The sequence below is a fragment of the Pseudobacteriovorax antillogorgiicola genome (assembly GCF_900177345.1).
In the GTDB taxonomy this organism is placed as follows: domain Bacteria; phylum Bdellovibrionota_B; class Oligoflexia; order Oligoflexales; family Oligoflexaceae; genus Pseudobacteriovorax; species Pseudobacteriovorax antillogorgiicola.
The window spans coordinates 49,679-72,350 of the sequence record NZ_FWZT01000032.1 but is presented as its reverse complement, the minus strand read 5'-3'; the positions used below and the strand labels follow the sequence as shown (position 1 = coordinate 72,350).

Here is a 22,672-nt window from a genome sequence, read left to right as displayed (position 1 = left end):
TATTCAAAATTTTAGTGCATTTTTATGCACTTTAGTGAATTGGGGATTGAGTTTTCTTCTCAAATTGACGATAGAATAAAGGGTGATGCATTATAATGCCTGTAATGATCAAAAAAGGGCATATTTATACCCCCTCTCTCTGAACAAAAGGGAATTCCATGTCTCAAGTCCTTGAAAATCCAAAGATAAATGCCAACTACAACAGGTTGATCGATGATTTGGAACTAGCAAGGAAGAAGCGCAACTGGTCCCAAGGGGAAATTGCAAAACGGGCAAAAATCTCGATCAGAGCTTACAAGAAGCTCATTGCGAAAAAGTCACTTCCGAGTTTGGAAACATTTCTCAAAGTGCTCATAGCCTTGGGAATGACAGAGGAGTTCTTTGATTTAGCCAATCCGGCAAAAGACAGCTTTGGTTTGAGCTTAGATCGTATTCGCCATGGAAAAAAGCAAAAAGCTTCGGACGACAATCTCGATTTTTAGGGACCAACAATGGATACAAAAAACATTATTGTGCATATCTGGCTTGAAGGACAATCAGAACCTGTACCTTGCGGTAGGCTCCAATATACCTACGATGGCCGTAACTCAATTTCTGAGTTCACCTATGGTAAGCGCTATTTGGAAAGAGATAACGCCATTCCCATAGATCCTATCCAGCTCCCTCTTAAGGAGAGAACTTTTACCACAGAAGAAGGCTTCGACCTACCAGGAGCAATCCGAGACGCTTCCCCAGATGGCTGGGGGCGTCATGTTCTTTCACGCCTAAAGGGCGTCCAAGAGCTATCTGAAATTGAGTATCTCTGCCTCGCAGATCCAGAGGATAGATTTGGTGCATTGGGATTTGGTATCAGCCCAGAGCAATTAGGTGGCTTCGATGAAGATTTTGAGAAGATCCGACTAGAAAATCAGGGAGCGAAGATCTCTAGCAACGATGACTTTCTCGATATGCTGGATCATATCGAGGATTTGATCAAATTTGAGAAAACCGATGAGAACAAGAATCTTGCCCAATACTTCTTTAGAGGAACTTCTCTTGGAGGGGCGAGGCCAAAAGCCACTGTGCGGATCGGCAATGAGTATTGGCTGGCAAAGTTCCCCCGTGAGGATGATCCTTCGCCCGTCACTAAGTATGAATATGTGATGATGGAACTTGGTCGTAAACTTGGCCTTAATGTTCCTGAGACGAAACTCATCGAGGTCGCTGGCCGAGCTATATATCTTATTAAGCGGTTTGATCGCAGCCCTATTGCCGATCAAGGCGCTAAAAAAATCCATGCAGTCTCTGCTTTGACAGCCATAGGGGCTAGCGAGAGGGATTATGGAATATGGGGATATCAGGACCTTGATCGTTTTCTCCAACAGTACGGTGAGAACTATATCGCAGATCAAAAGGAGCTGTTAGGAAGGATTGCTCTGAATATCGCTACGTCGAATACCGATGATCATCTGAGAAATCACTCTTTCTTGTATCAAGGTGGTAAATTTTCGTTATCACCTCTTTACGACGTTTGTCCGGTTGTACAGGATCAGACTACCCTAAAGAACCTTTATCTTAAGATTGGGTCCAATGGCAGGGAAGCGACCTACGACAACTTACGATCCTACGGTTCTTTGGTTGGCGTCGAAGAACTCCACGTGGTTGAGATCTTAGAAAAACTGGATGAGGTCCTAGGGGCGGGATTTCGTGATTTGATTGAAAAGGTTTCCCTATCAAAGCTAGAAACTGAGGCCCTGACTACCCAACTTCGTAAACCTTAGCTAGAGACCTACTATTGGAAATCTACCTTGATCAAAACGTACTTTCACCTGTACTGACTAAGTCTAAATATGGTTCTGCTTTCGATAGGCTCCGAAACGAGATTTTTGGGCACTCCGACAATCAACTTCATGTAAGCGATTTCACCTTATTTGAATTTCTTGGTTTTTCCCCAGCAAAAGTCTCACAAGAAGAACTAGGTACTATGAATTTTGGAGACAATTCTCCCAACGAGATTTTAGAGACTGTCAAGCGAAGATATCAGGACATTCTATCCCAAAGGTCTAAATTTGATATCCAGAACAAAATTGATAACCAAAGGCCCTACCTGCACTCAAGAGGCCAAGAAATTTTCGACGAAGTTATAAGCCTTGAAATATTCTCTAACCATCAAGACCTAAGTGAAAGATGGCTCGATAGAATGGCTTGGGATCGAGCAATATGTCATGACTATGGACGAGAATTCAATGATAGTATCACCCTTTTACTATTGCAATATATGGCTATCAACATTCGAACTGACTTCCCTATTGCAAAGCTTGTCAATAGATTGTCCGATGGAATTATTCGAAGCGATCGGGTAAGCGAAGTAAACAGGACAGCAGTCGAAGAAATTCGGAAAGATTTATACAGGGCCAGAGATGACCTAGTGGACTCTGACATCGCACGAATAGCAACATTTGGAAAACCATTCAGGGGATCTCTATATAAAACAGCATGCTTTACAAAAGATAGCGCAGAAACGATTTCCAATCGAATCGTGACATTAAAGGGAGCCTGGAAACTGGTCACTCAAACTTTGAAAAATGCGCGCAAAAGGAATATCCCGCCCATCAATTTAAAATTTCCGAAGATAAAGTATGGTGATATCTATGCCCTCTCGGATGATTTATCGTCATTCGAGCATTTATCAGTCAAAAATTTAGGTCACTAGTCTGACTGAGTGACCTACACAGTCAGACTGAATCTGGGGGTTGATCGTATCATGCGCTAAATCTGCCCAACAAAAAAAACGGTAAGATCTACCCAAGAAGGTCCCGTAAATGGCTAATACTATAAAGATCATCTTCCTCTTTCTTAGTCTTGGCTGCCATATGCAGATAGATCTCATGAATCTTATCTGAACGATGCCGCCCAAGCTTCTTGGAAATAGCCTCATTGAGGTATTTAACATAACACTCGGTAATCCCGCTATGGCGCAAAGAATGCGATCCAGTAAACCGAACCTGACACTCAAAAGCTGCCAGTGCTAGCTCATTGTTATACTGAGTATAGTGGATATCATGGAACAGAGGATAGTTTTCAAGATCATCGGAATACGCCTGACCTGTTTTCGGTTGGCTTTGGCCTTGCAGATTATCAAATCGATCAAAAGTTTCTTTCACTAACCTCTTCAATATCTCAAGTACACGCTTGTCTCGAATGGGCAAGAATTCAGTCCCACGCTCACCGCCTATGAGCTTTCTTGATTTCAAGGAAACCTTGTTGAAATCAACACCATCTCTGAGAGAAGCTGGTTTTTCAGCTTGATGTGTTAAAACTAACCAACCATAGACTGTTTCGCCCTCGTTTTTTAATTGGTTTTTTAGCTTTTCATTGCCGTTGGTAAGCAGGTTGACAGTTTTAGGAGAAATGGTCACCAATTCACCTATCCTGAGACAGAAGTGGTGTTGCAAGATCATGGCATCTGCAATATGGCCTTTATTGTTTTGCCGTAACCACATCTCCATTTTTTTGATTTCATTGGGGCTTATGTATCTACCCTCTCGCCAAGACTCTTCTCTTTCTCTTTCGGAAATAGGTTTTTCAGGAATTTCTAACCGCTCCACTTCGTGAGAAGAGACATACGAGTTGGCCCGCAACCACTTCATAAACTGGTTATAGGTGTTTATGCATTTCCCAACAGAGCTATAGGATATAGGCTCGTTTCTTGCTGTAGTAGCATCCATCAGGTGGGCAAGCAAATTCTGGTTGTAGATGTGAAACTTGGCAAAATTTTTAATACCAATGTCACCAATGAAGAAGGACATGATAATATCAATTGCCCAAACGTCGTTGCGATAGCTTCTTGGCCTCATTTCTTTTCGAAATTTCAAAAATCCTTCTACAGCTCTGACAATATTTGCCTCAGCTCTCCATGCATGATTCTTAAGATACTCAAGTTCCCTAACCAAAATCTTGTCATAGTTCTCATTAGCCCACTCGCGAGCTTCGTCTTTGGTAGCAAACTTTTGGGTGTTGGCTTGCAGGATAAGTCTCAATATTACCTGTTTTAATAGAAGGAAATCGGATTCTGTAATACTCGTCGTTTTTCCTTTTCACTTTCTTGAAATAGAACTTTATGAGGTGCTCTTTCTGTACCAATTCCGATGGATCAATTTCTTTAGGCTTCCGGTTTTTTAAGACGATTGGAGTGCTTTGTGGGACAAGCTTTCGTGAGAAGGCCCATGATACAAACTTATTATAAGTGTTCAGCTTAACTCGACAAGTGCTCCATTCAATGGGAGATGCATTGGTTCGGGGTCTTTCCACCGATGATAGCCAATCTGAGAATCCTGAAGAATGAACATGCCATTTCCTAATATCATGTCTCCCATCTCTCCGACAAAGTAAGTTAGAGTTGAGGCAAAATGATCATAATCAACCTTTGCTCGCGCTGGATTCTTGGCTTCAAGGTATTCTTTAAACTTTTCGACAACCTCAATAAGAGCCGAAATAGACTGCCACTTTTGAGCCTTGGTCGCTAGCTCATGCTGCTGACGAACCTCCTCCCGCAATTCTTCACGGATATATTTCCTAGCTTCAGATTCATCTGAGAATGTTTTATGAGATTGCTTGATCGGAGCTAATAGGGTTACATTGCGTCGGGCTACAGGACTTTCGTAGACGATTTTGATCTTACCTTTGTCTTTGCCACGTTTTGGGACGATGACTTCGATGCGGCGCTTATAATAGCCAAGGGAGTGAAATTTCTTGGAGGCTGGGGTACGGACGTTTTTGAATACAGTAGACAAATTAAAACTCCTCAACAGTGCCAAGATGAACATAACATTCATCCGATGACACCATTTCGGAGCTTTTCCAAACGGACAGAAGCTTTTTGACAAAAAACGGAGCTAAATTTCTGAAACAGACCTAGCTGATAGTCGTAAGCTACTGAAAAACAAAGTTAAATCGGTTTTTTGACCAAATTTTGACCAGGTTTTCCGATAAGCTTACGAATATATTCCCATAATATGCCAAATAAACTATGTCTATTTGGAGTAGAATTCCACAATATGATTGATTTCAATTGGGAATGGAACCGACTCGTGATCAGGAACAGCAACTACTGAAGCAGTTTTCTTTGCTGCATCCACACCTAGCCACTCAGGTCGAACGATGGCTGGGTTTTCGAGAGACGCTTCAACGTGTGTAAACTTAGAAGCCTTTTCAGAAAGACTGATTTCGTGTCCTGCTTTGATGAGGAACGAAGGCTTGTTAACACGCTTTCCGTTGATACGAACGTGGCCGTGAACAACGAGCTGACGAGCAGCTGGAATTGTTGGTGCGAAACCTGCTCTGAAGATGGCGTTGTCTAGACGACGCTCCAAGAACTGAAGAAGGTTTTCACCGGGGTTTCCGCGCTTCTGGAAAGACATTGCCACTACGCGACGGAATTGTTTTTCACCCAAACCATAGTTGAAGCGAAGCTTTTGCTTTTCTTGCAACTGAGTGCCGAAGACGCTAAGTTTTTTTCTATGACGTCCGTGGTGCATCCCTGGTGGGTATGGTTTTCTAGCATCCCATTGCTTACGAGAAAGACCTGGAAGCTGAACACCGAGTGCCCTCATGATTCTGAGACGAGGGCCGCTGTATCGAGCCATTAATAACCTCTTGATACTCTACGATTTCAAAGTCAACGGACCGTAATTATACGAAGCGGCGGCAAAAATCAATGGAATTCCTGTCGGAAAGACGCTTTAAATCCAGCTTCTCCTCCGAAAGAGACACTTGGCGATCAAACACATCAAAAAGACTCAGTAATCCCTCGCCAGCCACCGAATTAACACACTAATTATATTCAACTTATTACATTTTATTCCAATTTTCATTGATTTGCAGAAATATGAGCCGAATCAAGGTGTGCCAAACAAAACAAGTACGCGGAGCGACACCTATGAAACGAGCCTTGCTAGCATTATGGATGGGGATAGGACTAACACCTACCCATCATTTTAGTGCCTTAGCTGGTACAGACTATAAAATCTACAAGCCCGATTTTAGCCCCTTCGAGGCTAAAGCCAAGGCCTGGCAGGAGTGGGAAGCTCTCGGAAAGAAGGGGCGAACCACCGGCTATACCAAGGAAATCTTGGACAAAAAACTTAAACTGGTAAAACCCATACTCGATGCGAACCCCAAGTGGGCCGATGGTCACTGGCTCTATGCGAGCACCCTGATGCAGATTGGGGAAACTCAAAGCGCCCAAGACAAGGCTAGCTTAAAACGGACTCGTGCCCAACTGGCGGAAGCTCGGGATTACTCCAAAAAATGTCTGAATCTTCAGCCTGATCTAGCAGTTTGCAAGTTCTTCTATGCCAGCGCCATTGCCAAAATCGGCACGATAGATGGCGTTATGGCATCCCTTGGCAAGGGCAAGCTTGTCCTTAACACCTGGTTAGAAGTCTATGACTCTGATCAAGAGTACATTTTTAAGGACGGCTATTCCCTACAAGGAATCGTGCGATATGCTCTTGGAATCTTTTATCGAGTCGTTCCAGACTTCTTTCTTCTTCGATGGTTTTTCGGATTTTCCGGAGACATTGATAAAGCAGTGGCCATGCACCGTGAATCCCTAGGCTTCACTGGAGCTGATGGAGCCTGTTCAAAGATGATGCTGGCTGTCGCAATGCTTTGTAAGTCGGAAGGGGACAAGAAAGATAAGCTAACTGGTGAAGCGTTCTCACTTCTTGATGAGATCGCTGCAACTCCAAAGACTGAAGATCAATCTGCTATGGTTTGTATAAACGATGCACCAAGAGTCAAGAAAAAGCCAGGTGACGCATGTGGTTACACAAAAGCCCAGGTACAAAGTCGCGACGAAGAGACCATGAAGGCACAGATGAAAAAAAACAATGACTCTTAGCCAATGAGAATCAATCAGGGAGGGGCTTTTTGCCCCTTGCCTAAGTTCCCGCCCCTTGCCCCTTGAAAATCGCGTGATTTGAATAAGCAAACACATCATCTTCAGAAAAAAGACGGTCTATTTGATCGGCATACCGAGCGGCAATGGCCATTCTCTTTAACTTAAAGGTTTGGGTCGTTAGGCCGGTACCAGGACTCCACTCTTCTGAACTAAGCACGAATTTTCGCGGCTTTTCGTATTCTCGGCAAGACTCCGTTTGCTTATTCAAAACTGTCTCAAAAAGATCTTGAATCGTTGGGTGGGATAGGGTCATTTGTATTTCGGATGGCTCTGGTTTATCGGAATTGCGAAACTGAATGCCGCGCTTTACAGCGTAGGTTACAACTTCATCAAGATTTACGGAAAGAATCGCAATGTTATACTCCCTCTGATTCCCATACACCATCGCAGCTCCCACATACGGGCTGAGAGCAAGCTTGTCTTCTATGGGACTGGGTACCACCCACTTGCCATTCTGAAGTTTGTACTGTTCCTTGATGCGACCAGTTATCACAAGAAAACCTTCATCATCAAAATGTCCAACATCACCGGTACGGAGCCCGCCATCTTCTGTAAAAGCTTTTTTAGTGGCTTCTTCATCACCTAAGTACCCTTGCATGACATTGGGTCCATAGCAAACAATCTCACCATCATGAGAGTTTTTTGTTTCTCCTAGCTGACTGCTATCTAGCTTAACCTGAACGCCATACACGGGCTTACCCACTGTCCCGATCTTCATATGAGACGGGCTATTGGTGGAAATCATCGGACTCGTTTCTGTAAGCCCATAGCCCTCGTATACAGTGATCCCAAGACGATCCATGAAGTGCGCCACCTCTGGATCCAGTGCAGCTCCACCGGAAACTGCATATTTGAGATGACCACCAAATTTCGCCCGAACTTTGCTGAAGATCAGAATATCAGCCAGCTTATACAAGACCTTCTCAGCCATATCTAAAGACTCATTATTTTTTATCTTGGCTGCAGCATCCATCCCTCGGTGATAGATGTATCGAATCGGCCACGGGCTATGGGTTATCTTGCCTTGGATTGAGTCATAGATGCGATTAAATATCCGAGGCACTGACATCAGCATCGTCGGCTTCACTTCGGACAAGTTCTGTACAATCTGGGGAACACCTTCAGCAAAGGCGGTAGAATAGCCCAATTGGATCAAAGCATGCAGCTCACCTCCTTGCCCAAAAACGTGAGCCCACGGTAAAAATGAAAGCGTTCGCTCCTCGGGACTAAAACTATAATCGTTTTCTAAGGCCAGTGCCTGAGAAAGTACATTTCTATGGCTCAGCATGACCCCTTTGGGTTTATCTGTTGTACCTGAGGTATAAATAACCAAGGCCAGGTCTTCTAAGGCACCTGCATAGCTTTCCACGGGTGATGATTTACCGGATTCGAGAAGGTGGATAAAGCTACGCTTATCCTGAACGCTCCCCGTCATATTAACCAACCCCTTAACATGAGGGAGTTTCGACTTCGCCTTCTCAATCACATCAAAGATCACCGAGTTCTGCGTAAAAACGACTTTCACACCGCTGTGATTGATGATGTATTCCCAATCGGCACTGCTTTGAGACTCATACATTGGCACAATGGCAGCTCCCAAACCGAGAGATGCATAGCAGACCACAGCCCACTCAACGCAGTTCCGCGAGATGATCCCCACCTTATCCCCAGGCTCAATGTTGAGAGCTTGAAGACCACCACGCACGTGCTTCACCAGTTCTGCAAAATCGTCAAAATTAATCCAGACCCACTCGCCATCTCTCTTGGTACCAAACATGGTTTTTTTACCCCAGCGAACGCAAGATCGCTCCTGCATCTCAACCAGGTTCTGATACTCGATTTCTACTTCATTCGGGATGTTTTGACTTGCTGTAGCGACCAAGGTACTGACTCCATTGCATTCAACTTTTCTAGCCTTTTAGGCGTATTATATGGCGCGACGGCGTTAAAAGTCGACGGTCCAGCCTAAATAACGATCTTATGATAACAGGAATATCACCAAAAGAGCTATTTTTGCCAGAAGATACGGCATGAAGCAGCGCATGGAAAGGAGTTATAAACGAAATAGAGGGGTCGTTTTCCAGGATTAGGAAAACGAATGACTGAGTGAACTCAGCCTATATATCAGTCTGATCGAGACACACTTGAAAATCAGCATCCAAACAGATCTGGCAGTTGATCTCGACAGAAGATTTTTCTGGAACAAATGACTGCGATTCATCAAGCAATTGAAAGCGCTCAAATGAAGCCGACATGAGTCGATGGCTATAAAAACCTTGGCTTTGTGGAACTAAAAATATCGAAGTGCTGAAATCTGGGTATGTTATCGTAGGACCAGGCTTTTCCTCACCTGCCTCTAAGATTGTTGTTGAAAAGTCGGCCTTACAGAACAAATAGTTCTCAGTGACGTTTTGAATACTGGTCGAGCTGTAGAGCGTATGAAGAGGCTGACCGTCTTTTTCAAAGGCGTCCCAAACCACTCCGTGGTGAGTAATCACAGGACTGGAAACAAGACCCTGGCTTGCATCACCTAGCAACTGCGAAGCCTCAAATGGAAAGCTCGCGGTCGATCGATCGCATTGACCCTGACTTTTTAAATCAACAACTGCCTCGTTCACCGAGTCTATCAAGGCCTGATTCGAAGCTGCTGGAGTAATTAATGGTGGCGTGAATAACTCCATCTGATGCGCGAGCTCGTCTAAGCTGTGGCACCAGTTTAAACTAGCAAACCGATTAAAAATCACATCAACCATAATATGGACAGTAAAATCAATCGTCGACCTATCATAAGATGCAGAGAAGCTAGCATCAACTTGATCTAACGACGGGTCATAGCTCGAAAAGCTAGCTTGCAGGGCCAAAACTCTGTCATTCACAGCTTTGTTGATTCCTAAGGCCGAATCCAAAGGCGCGACCACGGAAGTCTTGCTTTCTTGTCCAATAAACTGAGCCTCGAAGACCACATCGATGGCCATCATGAGCCTTACCGCGTCTTGAAAGTCATTTCCTTTAATTGTAAAAGCAACATGATAGTCATTCTCTGCTGGCAAATCACGTTGAGTGACCTTACCTTCGTCTTCGGAATCGAGAGGTACCTTCCAAACCCAAGACTCTGCAACATTCTCTAGGACAACTTTGGATTTCGGCGTCGCACTCTCAGCTAGGACACAACCTATTTCACCTTCAGGACTCAAGTCCGTCGGGGTGTAAATTTCCGAACAGTGTATCAGATAACCAGGCACTCCTTCAGTGTCATCTGAAGGGCGTTGGCCTCCTTCCTTCTCAACGACACCAGCATGGTTACGCTCAGACTGACACGAAAGTGTGACGGCTAGTAGCAGAATACTCGATAGTATGATTAGCTTTTTCAACGATTCGTTCCCATTTTTTCCAACCACTTACTCTGAAACAAATCCCCGGCTAGATTCAAAACATCATGAGAGCTACCCTGGCTTAATTTAATGGATAGCGATCGATATTCGTTCAATAAAGCTCTTGCAAGAAAGTAGCCATTTATTCTCACAAGACAACGAGCTACGGCGAGCAAAGATAGCAAGATCTTATCGATGTTATGAAACTTCTCCACAGATTCCATAATCTGCCCCAATTTATCCAGCTTCAAGGCCATAGTCATCCCTGGTTCGTAGGCGTACTCTAAGGCTTGGCAGGTTCGGTAAAGCTGGGAGTTAGCTGAAATATTGAAGTTTGGATTTCTGTATAGCGACTCAATCTTAGAAAAGTGTGGCATCCAACGCTCCGACTGAACCGCTCTAGACCAGAGATAGCCTTCAAATACATAGGTACCGATGTAGTGAGGCTTAGACTTTTTCAAAAGTTTCATGATCGCTGCGATTGAATTGGTTTGAAAGGCTTCATAGCAAGCTTGCTCCCACTGTACTTCTAGGTCTAAGCCGGAACCAGCTTCATCAACCTCCGTGCTCTCCAACAGATAGCTAAATTCATCGAATCGATTAGAAAGCCGTAGGCAGCGCAGCCTTCCAATTCTAGCCCTCTCAAAGGCTGCCCTCGATATCTTTGATTTTTCAGCTAACTCAAAATAACCTAGAGCTTCGTGGCTATGGCCCAGCCTCATAGTCCGCAAGGCCAAGGCCAGATACTGAAAGCCTTCGCCTCCAGGTGCATGTTTACCAGAAAGGTGTTTCGACATCTGCTGTTGCCACAGTGCACCCCAAACATTGCCCTTTTTCAAGAGAATCTGGCTACGCACAAGGTGAAGTTCTCCATATAGAAAAGCCAACTGCGACCGGATTGGCTTGATACCTAGTACTTGGCATAAGGCATTAGCAATCTCGAACAGGTTTTCCATCTGACTGTCTCGCAACCCTCCGTTTCGCTCATGTAACGTCAGGCAGAATACAATATAGATAAATCGCCTAGCTTGCAGTAGAGTCGAGTCCTCTTTGGCAAGAACTGAGATCTGCTTCAAGCAATGATTGATCTTCTCCTTGGGTTTTTCGATCAGATCAAGCTCACTTTTGATTTCGGACTTGAACTGATCAATCCTCACCTTGCGCAGTTTATCTGTCATAAAAAGGATCCATCTGGATGAGATCTGCTATTACATGTCGATCCTTTACTACCATCAGTTTCCTCAGCGGGGGTATCGCCCCCTTCCTCGTTAGCAATGACCGGGGTAACGAAGGGAAGGGGGGCGATATGATTAGGAGTCTGAAAGTTTTTAACTTTGGCTTCGCTTAGATCGATGGTGTCATCAATTTTCCACATAATTCGTCCGTGAGTTTCTTGGAAAACAAAATTACAAATGATATCGCTTTTTTCAGGATCTTCCTTTTTAAGGATCGTGAACAGGTTTTCCTCATGTTTCAGTTCGAACATAGCTTTGCTCGCCATACAAGGATTGCTACCAGCTATGTAGGCGAACGCCAAGTATCCTTTATACATGGTAACATCCAAAACTAGAGCTTCATCGGGCGAAAGCTCTTCCTGATTTTCAAGTTCATTCTCTGATTGGACATTTTCAGATTTTGAATCGACAGAATCCGCATTATAAGATGGTGGGAGACTTTCCACTACCTCTTCTTCGATTTTGGGAGCAGGCTTACCATCATCAACTTGTAATTCTGATTCGGTAGAAGACGAGTTTGGATTCTGAACCCCACAACCTACCACCATAAAGAGTAAAATTAGCGTGCTTTTCATTTTGGACTCCTTCAACATTTTCCAATCCCGTTATTGCAATGCTCCTTCCACTGTTGGGATTTGTTTTTATTAAGCTTTTTTCGATCTTTGACTTTTAACAAGTAGACACTTTCACTGCACCAGCACATTACAAACACGGTAAATACCAGTAATAAGTCACTTTATACGCCATCAAGAATCGTGATCTACAATGGATTCTCAATCTCTACGCAGTTATTGGTCTATATAACTAATTATACTATATATAATGCGATATGGCGATGTCACGCCTTGCCCTGGGGATTTACACGTGAGTGATGAACTTAAGATAGTGTCGATAGGCTTGATTAAGTTAAGAGTGCTTGGAAGATTTGATAGCTTTAGAGATCAGACACAGAAGGCAATGAACCTGTCATTTCTTATTTGAACATCATCAAAAGGATTGAAATAACTATTCAGCCATCTCATAAACTCCTATCCCGGGGATAGGAGTAAAAATCAATTCTAGAGAGACCCAATATCAACAACAAGCTGATGCTGCTTGTGAGAACAACGCGGTTTGTACCAGAATGGAAGTTTCAGAGGCTGGCTACCGACCAGGCCGACAGCTGGAGTAAGCTCGGTATATCTGTTGTTGAAGTCTGTATATAGCATCGAGTTTCCATCAAAATATTTTTGAATAGCTGTCTTTGTCCTAAGCAACTGTGAATCGCGCTCTTTGCCAGTAGGGTGAGAGTTGAGCGGGAAGAGGAAGCCAGTGACAAAGTCTTGAATTTCGTCTTGTCCGATTGGAATCTGAGTACCATCTTGCAAATTGTTAGCAGATTGCGGTGCTCCTTGACCTGCCTCCAGGGCTTTCCTTAATTGAAGTTGGCTTTGATAGAATTCATCTGCACTCATACCTAGATGGGCACATAGCATACCACCAACTATATCTGCCTCTGATTCGTGACGACGAGAGTAAACCGATGGGTCCTTAGCTACTTCATCCCATGTTTTTCGAAGAGCGTCGTAGTCAGCCTTATTGTGGGTATAGGTAGTACCATTGTACGCTGCATTTATGTAAGTAACGAATTCGTTACTCTGCAAAAAGCCATCAAGCCCGGCGAAGACCTGATCAGCCTCCGATTTCTGAGAATGATTTTTGGAACTGTGGGCAATCTCATGACAGATCACCCCTAGCAAGGATTTGCTATTTGCAACAGCAAGCATCCCCTCGTTAATCATAATCTGCTGACCAGCCGCCGAGGCGTTAGGGACGTCGCTATCTGAAACCATAACATCCAATTCCCTGCCTGGCGAAAGTCCTGGGATGGCCATCATACTGCCTAAGAAACTTTGAAAGTAAGCTCTCAATTCTTCCCTGTTAGCAGCAGCAGTAGCATCGGCAAACATATCGTAGTCTGTAGGTAGGTATGCTTCCACTAGCTCGGCTATCTGCTGAGCTTCACTTAGCTTAAACAGGTAGGGAGGGAGATTTTCCTCTTCAGCAAGGGCCTCATCGTCTCCCGCCTCGTCAGAAACTTCTGAGTCATCTTGAGTTTCGTTACCTGTCTCCGTTGCAGGTGCTGTCGCAGGTTGGACCAAAGTAGTCCTACGGGAAACGGTAGGACTTTGGGTGCAAGCTTGAATGACCAACGCCAAAAGCAAAATGAATAATTGACTTCCCTGGAAAGCCCACAATGTGGTTCTCATGTATCCTCCTGAATTTTAGATGTCCATAAGCGAGGATGCAAACCAATCACCAAGACTATAAATACTATCATCCTGATATCATGAAAGGTTTTATCACGAGGATGGAACCACACAATCCTAATAATACTATATTTCTAGAAAGTTTTCAGATAATTAGCCATGAATTGATTCTTCTCATCAAAAAAAACGTCCATGGCTAAGTTGTAGGCAGGAAAAAGACGAGAGAGGGCTAACCCTCCCTCCTAAACTAGAACTGATAGCGAGGCTTGAGAACCTGGCTTTGCATATCATTTTGCTGAACAGAGAAATTGGCAGCATTTTGTGGGTAGAATAAGATCAATGGCTCTTGACCAATCCCTTTGACCAAATCTAGATCTTCGAAGTCTCCAGCCCGAACTGTGAACTGTGGATCAAAGTTAAAGAAGCTAGACTCTGCTGGATCTATGTACACTGACTGCCACTTAGAAACGAAATCATCTCCGGCACGTCCTCTCCATGAGCTTAATACACCGGGCATGAGTTTCATTTCCTGCCATTGATTATCAAAAGCCTCTAGGTTAATTCTAAGCATAGCTACGGTCGAGAAGTTATAGGTCTGGTAGGCTTGAAGATCAAGGATCGCATCCCCAAAGTCAAGTTCTTGGCCTGGGAAGAAATTAAGATCATAGTTACGGCGAATGTCACGCATTCTCTCGGCATCAACTAAGATACTATTCGTATTGTCCTCACTCGCTATTTGAAGGGAATACGACTGCACATCAGAACCAAAGACCTCAAAATCTGCAAGCTCATCGCCATCCATGTCTATGAGTGCTGTAGGCTGACAGAATATCCAGTCTGTAACAGGGTTATAGAGCTTGAAGGCAATATCCAGATAGCGTCCCCCCAATGGTGATGTCCAGTCGTCCACCACACGGTACCCCACACTCTGAAGGTCACAGAAAGTACGATCTGATGACTTTAGATTCCTTGCAGCACGTTCGTCTTGTGCAAGAAGATTGAAAATAAGAGCTTCACCAGGCGCATTGCCATCGTTAGAAACCTTGGTGTGCGCGGGGGCGTCAACGTAGTCGACACTGGACGAAGCCACAGTTAGCCTATCTGCCCGAATGTCTGCAGCCTTCACACGAACCCCGTGAACAGGAATTTTCAACACGACCGAGCTATTCTGAACAAGATTCACAAAGCCGTCAATCTCCGTCACAGGCACAGCATTGTATGGAGATTCGATATGTACATCACCACGCACCATGGTAGCTTCTCCTGCGCCCACAGATACCATAGACGGGAAGCTCATTCTTAGCTCTGGGGACAGAGACTGTGCTAGAACCTGGAAAGTTTGGGATTCGTCCGAGCTATTTTCAACCCTAAATTGAACCCGAATGGCTCGTTCCGCTCCGGCACTCACTTGCCCTAAGGATAAGGCCGAAGGTGAAACAGTAGCAGGAGTTTGCGCAGCACGAAGGATATCGATACGACCAGCACCCTGTCGAGATAAAGGATAGAGATTTGTTTCGTCTTGCTTCATGGTCAAAGACGTATTCATCATACGACTTTTTAGCTCTGCTACACTAGCATTTGGAAATGCCTGTCGTAACAATGCTGCTGCACCAGCGACATGTGGTGCCGCCATGGATGTGCCACCAAATCGAACTCCACGAAAGCCACTGCCTACAGCTGCTGAAACAATTTCAACACCTGGCGCAGTAATTTCTGGCTTTAGCAAAGAATCTATCGAGCGAGGCCCCCTTGAAGAGAAACCTGCAATCTTATCAATATTCTCTGGAGCTTCTTCAAAAACGCCGGCATCTAAGGTAACCATCACATCGCCGCCGTTCATAGCTTCTTTAATAGCATCTCCATCTGCCAAGGAAATCATCACACCCGGAATTTGCAACATGCAGTCGCCACCCATCGTGATGGGATCTCCTGCTGCATTGTTATAGACAACAAAGCCAGCGGCGCCTCCATCCTGTGCTATGAGGCCTTTGCTACAGAAACTGGTCTCTCCTCTTGAAATCAATGCAAATTTACCCAAAAGATCTGCCTTTGTATCATCATCAGGAGCCGAAGTTCCTAGACCAAGATCCACCAACGCCTTTGCTTCCGAAAAACCATCAGCTGGAATGGTAATAGCACTCGGTGCGTAGCCCATCACAGACTCATCACCACCGGAAAAGCCTGCTTTTAATGCCGGACTTCGCCAGTTATGATCCATTGCATCTACAGATGCTGCCACGGATATGGACTCAGCAGTGGTGGACGGAGACCCCACAATATAGGGTCGATCTCCCGAGTTACCAGCAGAGATCACAGGCATGATACGGCCAATGGTTAGATTACGCATAGCAATATCGTAAAGGCTATTTGGTGAGCCAAAGGCTCCTCCTAACGATAAATTCACCACATCGAGCTTGTCCGCAGGATCTAAATCGCCGTTCGGATCAGCAGCATACTCAAGGGCTGCAATCACCACCGAATCACTGGTCGAGCCAGATGTCCCAAAAACTTTCAACGCATAGAGTGAGGCCTTTGGAGCTACCCCATCGTAAGTATTAACCCCATCACCCAGCCCCGCCACTGTTCCGGCAACATGAGTTCCATGGCCACCGATATCCAATGGATCGGGATCAGGTTGTGGGAGTCGTTGGTCCCAAGTGAGCCCCCCTGAATTATAGGATTCACCCACGAAATCATAGCCGCCGGCTACCTTGGCAGTTGGGAATGACTGATCTTCGATAAGCTTGGGATCATTGTTCTGATAAGCTGTCGCATCACCAAGCCCGCCAAACATCTTGTGGGTATAGTCAATACCGGTATCGATAATACCGACCTTGATACCCTCTCCTCGTGCGTTAAACTGGCTTTGAAAAGCACTCGCATTGATAAATGATGCCGATGTCACCTCACCCCAGGAATTACGAAAGGCTGCTTCTTCCTGGATATCTGCTCGTTCGATAAGCTGAGGCTTAAACGATTGGGCGTTCATTGAACTCGTCATTTGATAGAAACGATCCTGATACTTACCAGGAACCAAGACTGTCATCCCATTAAGAACCATCTTGTATTCATGAATGATTTTGATTGCCGGTGATAGATATTCCAACATCTCTTTGAATTGCTGATGTTCATTAAGAATACGCTCTTTTAGGGCTTCATCCACGACATGTTTGCCATTCGTGTATCGGCTACTCGTAAGCAAAGCAGGCTCACTAAATTGCACCGTTGCCAAGAACTGCTCGACCTCAGCAGGCCGTCCTGAAACGGAATTTAGATCTTGGCCCTCCTTACTTTCTATAGTTGCCTGGGCATCATCTTTGTTTTTCTTAGAATTGCTACAGCCTGTCATTGTCAGGACACCGAGCAAACCTAATACGATAGGGAGCGATGTTTTCATAGACTCTCCGGAAGACTCGATTAAAGGAATGTTCCGAGAAAATCTAGCAGAATCATTTGCACCTTGTCTAGGCAAGAGATCGTCATGCAGCAACTAAGTTCTGATTCTCTTTAATTAAGTGAGTCGGTAGGTACAATCGAAACTGAAAGCTTACGAATTCCTTGGAGAGGTCGTGGTGATCAAGCTCGATCTCAATACGCCCCCCAAAAGACTCTGTTTCCAGTTTCACGGCATCAAGGCCTACACCCCGCCCCGAAACCAAGGTGACCGTACTAGCTGTGGTTAGTCCGGGACGGAAGATCACGGAGCATAGAGCTAGTAAACTGCCAGGAGTCGTCTCGCAGATATTTCGTAGAGTTGGAATGTTAAGACCTCGTCCATCATCACGATAGACAATTTCGTAACCACGGTCACTCGGCGAGATCTTAACAGAAATTGTCCCACCTTCCACTTTACCTCTACTAATCCGTTCTTGTGGTGATTCGATACCATGATCCAAAGAGTTACGTATCAAGTGGATCATAACTCGATCTAAGAAGCGTTGTCCTTCATCACTTAAAAAGTAGGCATCACCATTGATAAGAAATGAAGGTGCAACTTTGCCAAGATCAGCTGCTAGCTTTTCGGTACCCTTTGCCAAATCTCTGATATACTCTGCAAATGTTGAATAAGCAGCTTCCAAGGATTTTTGTTTGACGTCCTTCAGTAAAGACTTCAAGTTCCCTGATTCGTGAAGCCCCCAACGGTCAATTTCAAGTAGCCAAATCCGAGCTATTTGGTAGGGGATTTTCTGAGTTCGATTATCGTCACCAATAATAGCAAGCTTGTCACATGCAACCTTTCGATAGACTGTACATACCGCCATCAAACGATCCGCAGCAGGCTTAATATTTCGCCCTACTGTGCGAACATCGTCGTTTAGGCTCTCTTCGAATTCATGGATAGCATGAGACAGATGCACAAGACAGAGCTGGCGAGCATTTCCTTTTACCGTATGCATTGATCGTCTAAGGTGATCCAAGTCACCTTGGGTGATATCATCGCGATGTTCGAAGATTTCCAAATCGTCGAGCACTTCCGATAGGTAGCGCCAAAAGGAAAGAAACTTCTCTCGTTTAACGTCTAGGATCTCAGAAACAATCATAAGTTCCTGTTCGTTTTTGTGGCTCTCATCCTTCAGTCTTTTTAGGTCAGTGATATCACGAATAGACACTAAGATCTTTTCTATCTGATCGTCATCATCATCTACGACTGGCTGCCAGTCTAATTCCAAAGATAAAGTAAGATCTCGTTGGTGATAAATAACTTCGTTTGGTAGAAGATGAGAGTTCATTTCAAAAGCTAATTGAGGTTCGCCAATTGTCAGGCTCAAAACTGTGCGAATCTGATCCAGCTCTTCCTCTGCTAATTCTGTATGACTTAAAAAAATTTCAAACACATCTTTGCCAGAAAGATCTCGGGCCCCCAGGATAACTTCGCTGTGAGCAGAGTAATCACCGTGAATGCAATTTTCTCCGGGCATGATCATAAATATCCCTTGTTGGATGGTATTCAATATGGTTCGAATCTCCTGGGTTTTTTGATCTACTTGAGTTTGAATACTTGCCACCAGTTTTTCCAAGCCACGATTGGCGACTTGAAGCTTCTCTCGCATCACATTCAATTGGTCCGCCAGAGCAAAAGATAGAAGAAGGACTTCCAAAAACGATCCAATTTGCATCGCATACTCAGTAAAAAAGTTCAGGGGTAAAACACCAAACTGCTTTAGCAAAAACGTGGTAGTTCCGGTGATCAAGGCAAGCCAGGCTAATATATAGTAGCGAGCCTGCTTTAGCCCGTTAGAGAACTGAATGACACCGGCTACGAGTGCCGTAAGAATCGCAACAACCGTAAATCCCGCAAGAGGTTTAATGGCAAGGCTGTAAGGCGCAACAGCGCAGAAAGTAATAAACACCAAACCAATACCAATCTCAAACTTGAGTACTTTCCTTAATTTATCAAAGGAGCTTTGATCAATCCTTAGAAACACATAAGCGAATAATAAAACAAAGAGAACGGCAACACTTCCACCAAAGCTAATAGCGTAATCTGAGAGTGACGTATTGTTTGGCCAAACGTATTGAAACGAAATCCCTTTCAGGGATGACTGTAATATCACATAAGATGCTACGAAACATACGTAGATAAAGTAAGCAAGCTTTCTTGAAGCAAGGAAAATAAAGAAGTTATACCCCATCATAACCACCATAGCCCCGTAATAAAAGGCCTGGGCTGCGATGAATCGTGAAGCAACCTCATAGTAATAAATTGGGTCCCAGAGGGTCATTGGAATCTGGACAGAAGAAGTCGAGGACACTTGAAGGTAAATATCATGTTGGCTTCCCGAGGGAACGATGATGGGCACGACAAAGCTTGTTGCATGAATGAGTCGACTATTAAAAGGCAACTTGTCGCCAAGATTAAACTGTTCTACCAACTCCCGACCATCGTAGATAAATATTTTAATGGAATCTAGCAGAGGCCATGATATTTCCAAAAGTTTCTGGATACTCTCATTTCCGGTATTCGTCACAGGAAGTTTTACCCAATATACCGCCTTGGTCCAGCCAAAGGATAAGTTTTTGCCACCTGAGTCTTTAAATGCTGACTCCGAGCTCGAAACCAAGCTTTCAACGGTCACTATCCCATCCTGATCAGCCAAATAGAGTGCATGATCCACAGACTTTTGGTCGTCGATCCTGCTGAAGTCGATAGCATCCACCCCAAATGCGGGTCGGTACCAGAGCAGCCAGATAAGGATAGCTAGGCCTTTCAAGACATGCCTCTAAGAAGGTTCGCAACAGATGACCTAGCGGTCGCTTTTTAAGATAGTTAAGATCTCAAAAAGAACCTGGCTGTTTCCGGCAAATTAGCTCTCCTGACCCGACCAACGATGAGCTGATTTCTGCTAGCCAAAGGCAGTTATCACGGGATTTGACAAGGCTTCGAAAAGCGCGAAAGCCTCTGATATTCCCTTTATCTTGTATAGATCCAATGATATAAACTGCTTATACTAGACAATGGGATGGTCTTTTTACCTTGATAAATGAATGAGGAACCTATGTGGTCAAAACATCTTTTCGCTTTCTGCCTAGCCGCCTTGCCATTGCAAGCTGTGGCTGACGCAATTCCTCCCTGGGGAGTTCCGTTTTACCCGCAGGAACCCCAAAAGGCGGAAATAGGCGAAATCCCAAAGATCTGTCGCGAGTCTCTTGCAAAATTGCCAGGAGAATTTGATAAGGCACGAATCGCCAAAGCCTGTGATGAAGTTCAAGTCTTACCCACCTGTAAGAGCGTGGCAGGCGATCCGATCTACCATTACGACTCAAAGGTCCAACCCTCCACCCGCCAGAAAAAAGTGCTGGTTCTCGGCTTAATGCACGGCGACGAGGCCGAAGGGGGCAGCGTTGCTCGACGGTGGATGGAGAGGCTTGTCGACCTAACAGCTAGGAACCAGTGGCGGATCGTTCCCATTCTGAATCCTGATGGTTGGGAGGCGAAAACTCGAATGAATGCCAATGGTGTCGATATTAACCGCAACTTTCCCTCGAAGGACTGGGATGAACTGGCTCACAAATACTGGGTCCAGAAAAAAGGCAAAGACCCAAGACGCAATCCTGGCCCTAGCGCGGGCAGCGAACCTGAAACCAAATGCACGATCAAGCACATTGAAGACTTTCGACCAGACTTCATTGTTGCGATCCACACTCCTTATGGCGTCTTAGACTTTGACGGACCGAAGATTCGTTTCCCGAACTACAAGTGGATTCCATGGGTTTCGTTAGGAACGTTCCCAGGATCTCTGGGCCGCTACATGTGGAAGGATAAGAATGTCCCGGTTCTCACGGTAGAACTCAAAGATTCAAAACTATTAGAGAAGATGGACCAGTTAGACTTCCTCCAGGACATCGCAGGGACAGTTGCCATGAGGGCTTCCAAAAAGCGACCACGGATGGATGCTGTAAACGATTCCCAAGAGGAGAGCAATAACTGACCTAACAGACGACTGAGAGTCTCAGGGCCCAGAGACTCCTCCTTCCTCCTAGCCGCCTCACGAGCCTCACCCAGGCAACCCTACCTTACCGATCTGCAAAAATTTAAAAGCATAGTTTACAGTAAGTTGTCTGGTATTTCGCCAATTACTATCAAAGCTTTCTTGCCAATGACCGATTAATGTGTTAACACACCACTGTATTAACGTGGTAAAACAGTAGATCAGGAGATCAATGAATGGCAAGCCAATCTGGAAAAACAGACGATCATTGGAACGGTCGCTTTCTTGAGGAGCTTTATCAGAGCTTGAGTCTGTTAGACGGGCCAGAAGAGTTTCAGGCATTCTTTGACGATCTATGCACGCCCGCAGAACTACGCTCCATGGCAGATCGCTGGCGGGTTGCCAAACAGCTTGAGAAAGGCGACTCCTATCGGACCATCAATGAGCAAACCGGTGTAAGCACCACAACGATCACCAGAGTCGCACGATCAATGACATACGGCGCAAAAGGCTATCGAATTTTATTGGACAAACAGAAAAAGAAAGACGGAATCTCATGAAGAACTTGCGAATCGCTATCCAAAAAAGTGGACGATTAAGTGAAAAATGCCTATCCCTATTAAATCGCTGCGGCCTTCAGTTTGATAATCGCAAGAGAACCCTGATTTCGAGGGCAAAAAATCATCCTGTCGAGCTTATGTTGGTCCGTGACGACGATATTCCACATTATGTCCGCGATGGTGTCTGCGATATCGGGATCGTAGGGCTTAACGAACTTGAAGAAAAGATTGGTTGTAGCAAGAGCCCAGACAACCCTGTGAAGGTGATTCGCAGCTTGGGCTTTGGCAGCTGTCGCCTTTCACTAGCATGGCCAAAATCGGTGCCGTTTGAAGGGTTGGAAAGTTTCAGCGGCAAACGCATCGCCACATCATATCCGAACATATTAGAGCGCTATCTTGAATCGAAAAGCATCGCTGCGGAGGCTGTAGAAATCAGTGGCTCTGTTGAAGTCACACCTTCCATTGGTGTTGCCGATGCCATCTGTGATCTGGTTTCCACTGGTGCGACTCTTGATTCCAATGGCCTCAAAGAAGTGATCACCATTTTAGAGAGCGAAGCGGTATTAGTACGATCTAATCAAACTTTAGAGTCAGAACAAGAAGACTTTCTTACACGATTGCTACAAAGAATCGACGGCACCCTGCTTGCACAAAACGCAAATTACATCATGATGAATGCGCCCAAGTCTTCCATCGACGAAATTGCTCAATACTTACCTGGAATGGAAACACCCACGGTGGTTCCCCTGAGTACCGATTCCAGTAAAGTAGCCATTCACGCGGTTGCCCAAGAGGATGTGGTATGGGAAACCATGGAACAGCTTAAACGAGCCGGTGCAAGTTCTATCTTGGTTCTCCCTATCGAAAAGATTATTGAGTAGGTC

General features: G+C 44.9%; 17 protein-coding genes. 7 read left to right on the top strand and 10 right to left on the bottom strand.

Going from position 1 to position 22,672, the window contains the following annotated elements; translation table 11 throughout:
- The first annotated feature begins 158 nt into the window (after nucleotides 1–158).
- The 3 genes from B9N89_RS28345 to B9N89_RS28335 are packed head-to-tail and all read left to right on the top strand — an operon-like array spanning nucleotide 159 to nucleotide 2,692.
- On the top strand, nucleotides 159–482 hold the full coding sequence (locus B9N89_RS28345; protein WP_132325402.1) for a helix-turn-helix domain-containing protein: 324 nt from the start codon (nucleotides 159–161) through the stop codon (nucleotides 480–482).
- A gap of 9 nt (nucleotides 483–491) precedes the next feature.
- Nucleotides 492–1,760: a type II toxin-antitoxin system HipA family toxin gene (locus B9N89_RS28340; protein ID WP_132325399.1), complete on the top strand. Its 1,269-nt coding sequence runs from the start codon at nucleotides 492–494 to the stop codon at nucleotides 1,758–1,760.
- 14 nt (nucleotides 1,761–1,774) lie between these two features.
- Complete coding sequence (locus B9N89_RS28335) at nucleotides 1,775–2,692, top strand: hypothetical protein (RefSeq protein ID WP_132325396.1); 918 nt, start codon at nucleotides 1,775–1,777, stop codon at nucleotides 2,690–2,692.
- Nucleotides 2,693–2,780: 88 nt separating this feature from the next.
- Here B9N89_RS28335 and B9N89_RS28330 read toward each other — a convergent pair whose 3' ends face one another.
- The 3 genes from B9N89_RS28330 to rpsD all read right to left on the bottom strand — a co-directional run bounded on the left by B9N89_RS28330 (nucleotide 2,781) and on the right by rpsD (nucleotide 5,624).
- Complete coding sequence (locus B9N89_RS28330) at nucleotides 2,781–4,019, bottom strand: site-specific integrase (protein ID WP_132325393.1); 1,239 nt, start codon at nucleotides 4,017–4,019, stop codon at nucleotides 2,781–2,783.
- A 210-nt stretch (nucleotides 4,020–4,229) separates the two neighbouring features.
- On the bottom strand, nucleotides 4,230–4,772 hold the full coding sequence (locus tag B9N89_RS28325; RefSeq protein WP_132325391.1) for a hypothetical protein: 543 nt from the start codon (nucleotides 4,770–4,772) through the stop codon (nucleotides 4,230–4,232).
- A 240-nt stretch (nucleotides 4,773–5,012) separates the two neighbouring features.
- Nucleotides 5,013–5,624 carry a 30S ribosomal protein S4 gene (gene rpsD / locus B9N89_RS28320; RefSeq protein WP_132325388.1) on the bottom strand — a complete coding sequence of 204 codons (612 nt, stop codon included), beginning with the start codon at nucleotides 5,622–5,624 and terminating at the stop codon, nucleotides 5,013–5,015.
- A gap of 293 nt (nucleotides 5,625–5,917) precedes the next feature.
- Between rpsD and B9N89_RS28315 the strand changes: the two genes are divergently transcribed.
- A complete protein-coding gene (locus tag B9N89_RS28315) occupies nucleotides 5,918–6,883 on the top strand; it encodes a hypothetical protein (protein ID WP_132325385.1) in 966 nt (321 codons plus the stop codon).
- 40 nt (nucleotides 6,884–6,923) lie between these two features.
- Here B9N89_RS28315 and B9N89_RS28310 read toward each other — a convergent pair whose 3' ends face one another.
- The 7 genes from B9N89_RS28310 to B9N89_RS28280 all read right to left on the bottom strand — a co-directional run bounded on the left by B9N89_RS28310 (nucleotide 6,924) and on the right by B9N89_RS28280 (nucleotide 20,010).
- Complete coding sequence (locus B9N89_RS28310) at nucleotides 6,924–8,825, bottom strand: AMP-dependent synthetase/ligase (RefSeq protein WP_132325382.1); 1,902 nt, start codon at nucleotides 8,823–8,825, stop codon at nucleotides 6,924–6,926.
- Between the two features lie 235 nt (nucleotides 8,826–9,060).
- Complete coding sequence (locus B9N89_RS28305) at nucleotides 9,061–10,314, bottom strand: hypothetical protein (protein ID WP_132325379.1); 1,254 nt, start codon at nucleotides 10,312–10,314, stop codon at nucleotides 9,061–9,063.
- Entirely contained in the window at nucleotides 10,311–11,492 is a 1,182-nt protein-coding gene (locus B9N89_RS28300; RefSeq protein ID WP_132325376.1) for a hypothetical protein, read from the bottom strand. The genes B9N89_RS28305 and B9N89_RS28300 overlap by 4 nt, the downstream gene beginning before the upstream one ends.
- A complete protein-coding gene (locus B9N89_RS28295; RefSeq protein ID WP_132325374.1) occupies nucleotides 11,489–12,124 on the bottom strand; it encodes a hypothetical protein in 636 nt (211 codons plus the stop codon). Before B9N89_RS28295 ends, B9N89_RS28300 begins: the two co-directional genes overlap by 4 nt.
- Before the next feature lie 483 nt (nucleotides 12,125–12,607).
- Nucleotides 12,608–13,798, bottom strand: a complete 1,191-nt coding sequence (locus tag B9N89_RS28290; protein ID WP_132325371.1) for a M48 family metalloprotease — start codon at nucleotides 13,796–13,798, stop codon at nucleotides 12,608–12,610.
- 247 nt (nucleotides 13,799–14,045) lie between these two features.
- Nucleotides 14,046–17,195, bottom strand: a complete 3,150-nt coding sequence (locus B9N89_RS28285; protein WP_132325369.1) for a S8 family serine peptidase — start codon at nucleotides 17,193–17,195, stop codon at nucleotides 14,046–14,048.
- Between the two features lie 82 nt (nucleotides 17,196–17,277).
- Entirely contained in the window at nucleotides 17,278–20,010 is a 2,733-nt protein-coding gene (locus tag B9N89_RS28280; protein WP_132325366.1) for a 7TM diverse intracellular signaling domain-containing protein, read from the bottom strand.
- A 285-nt stretch (nucleotides 20,011–20,295) separates the two neighbouring features.
- Between B9N89_RS28280 and B9N89_RS28275 the strand changes: the two genes are divergently transcribed.
- From B9N89_RS28275 to hisG, 3 genes are all read left to right on the top strand, one after another.
- Nucleotides 20,296–21,228, top strand: a complete 933-nt coding sequence (locus B9N89_RS28275) for a M14 family zinc carboxypeptidase (RefSeq protein WP_159455702.1) — start codon at nucleotides 20,296–20,298, stop codon at nucleotides 21,226–21,228.
- 236 nt (nucleotides 21,229–21,464) lie between these two features.
- Nucleotides 21,465–21,788 carry a YerC/YecD family TrpR-related protein gene (locus tag B9N89_RS28270; protein WP_132325361.1) on the top strand — a complete coding sequence of 108 codons (324 nt, stop codon included), beginning with the start codon at nucleotides 21,465–21,467 and terminating at the stop codon, nucleotides 21,786–21,788.
- Complete coding sequence (gene hisG / locus B9N89_RS28265) at nucleotides 21,785–22,669, top strand: ATP phosphoribosyltransferase (RefSeq protein ID WP_132325358.1); 885 nt, start codon at nucleotides 21,785–21,787, stop codon at nucleotides 22,667–22,669. Before B9N89_RS28270 ends, hisG begins: the two co-directional genes overlap by 4 nt.
- The last annotated feature ends 3 nt before the right edge of the window (nucleotides 22,670–22,672 follow it).

Coding starts and splice junctions, on each gene's coding strand:
- B9N89_RS28345 (WP_132325402.1), top strand. CDS start 159: ATGTCTCAAGTCCTTGAAAATCCAAAGATAAATGCCAACTACAACAGG.
- B9N89_RS28340 (WP_132325399.1), top strand. CDS start 492: ATGGATACAAAAAACATTATTGTGCATATCTGGCTTGAAGGACAATCA.
- rpsD (WP_132325388.1), bottom strand. CDS start 5,624: ATGGCTCGATACAGCGGCCCTCGTCTCAGAATCATGAGGGCACTCGGT.
- B9N89_RS28315 (WP_132325385.1), top strand. CDS start 5,918: ATGAAACGAGCCTTGCTAGCATTATGGATGGGGATAGGACTAACACCT.
- B9N89_RS28300 (WP_132325376.1), bottom strand. CDS start 11,492: ATGACAGATAAACTGCGCAAGGTGAGGATTGATCAGTTCAAGTCCGAA.
- B9N89_RS28295 (WP_132325374.1), bottom strand. CDS start 12,124: ATGAAAAGCACGCTAATTTTACTCTTTATGGTGGTAGGTTGTGGGGTT.
- B9N89_RS28290 (WP_132325371.1), bottom strand. CDS start 13,798: ATGAGAACCACATTGTGGGCTTTCCAGGGAAGTCAATTATTCATTTTG.
- B9N89_RS28285 (WP_132325369.1), bottom strand. CDS start 17,195: ATGAAAACATCGCTCCCTATCGTATTAGGTTTGCTCGGTGTCCTGACA.
- B9N89_RS28275 (WP_159455702.1), top strand. CDS start 20,296: ATGTGGTCAAAACATCTTTTCGCTTTCTGCCTAGCCGCCTTGCCATTG.
- B9N89_RS28270 (WP_132325361.1), top strand. CDS start 21,465: ATGGCAAGCCAATCTGGAAAAACAGACGATCATTGGAACGGTCGCTTT.
- hisG (WP_132325358.1), top strand. CDS start 21,785: ATGAAGAACTTGCGAATCGCTATCCAAAAAAGTGGACGATTAAGTGAA.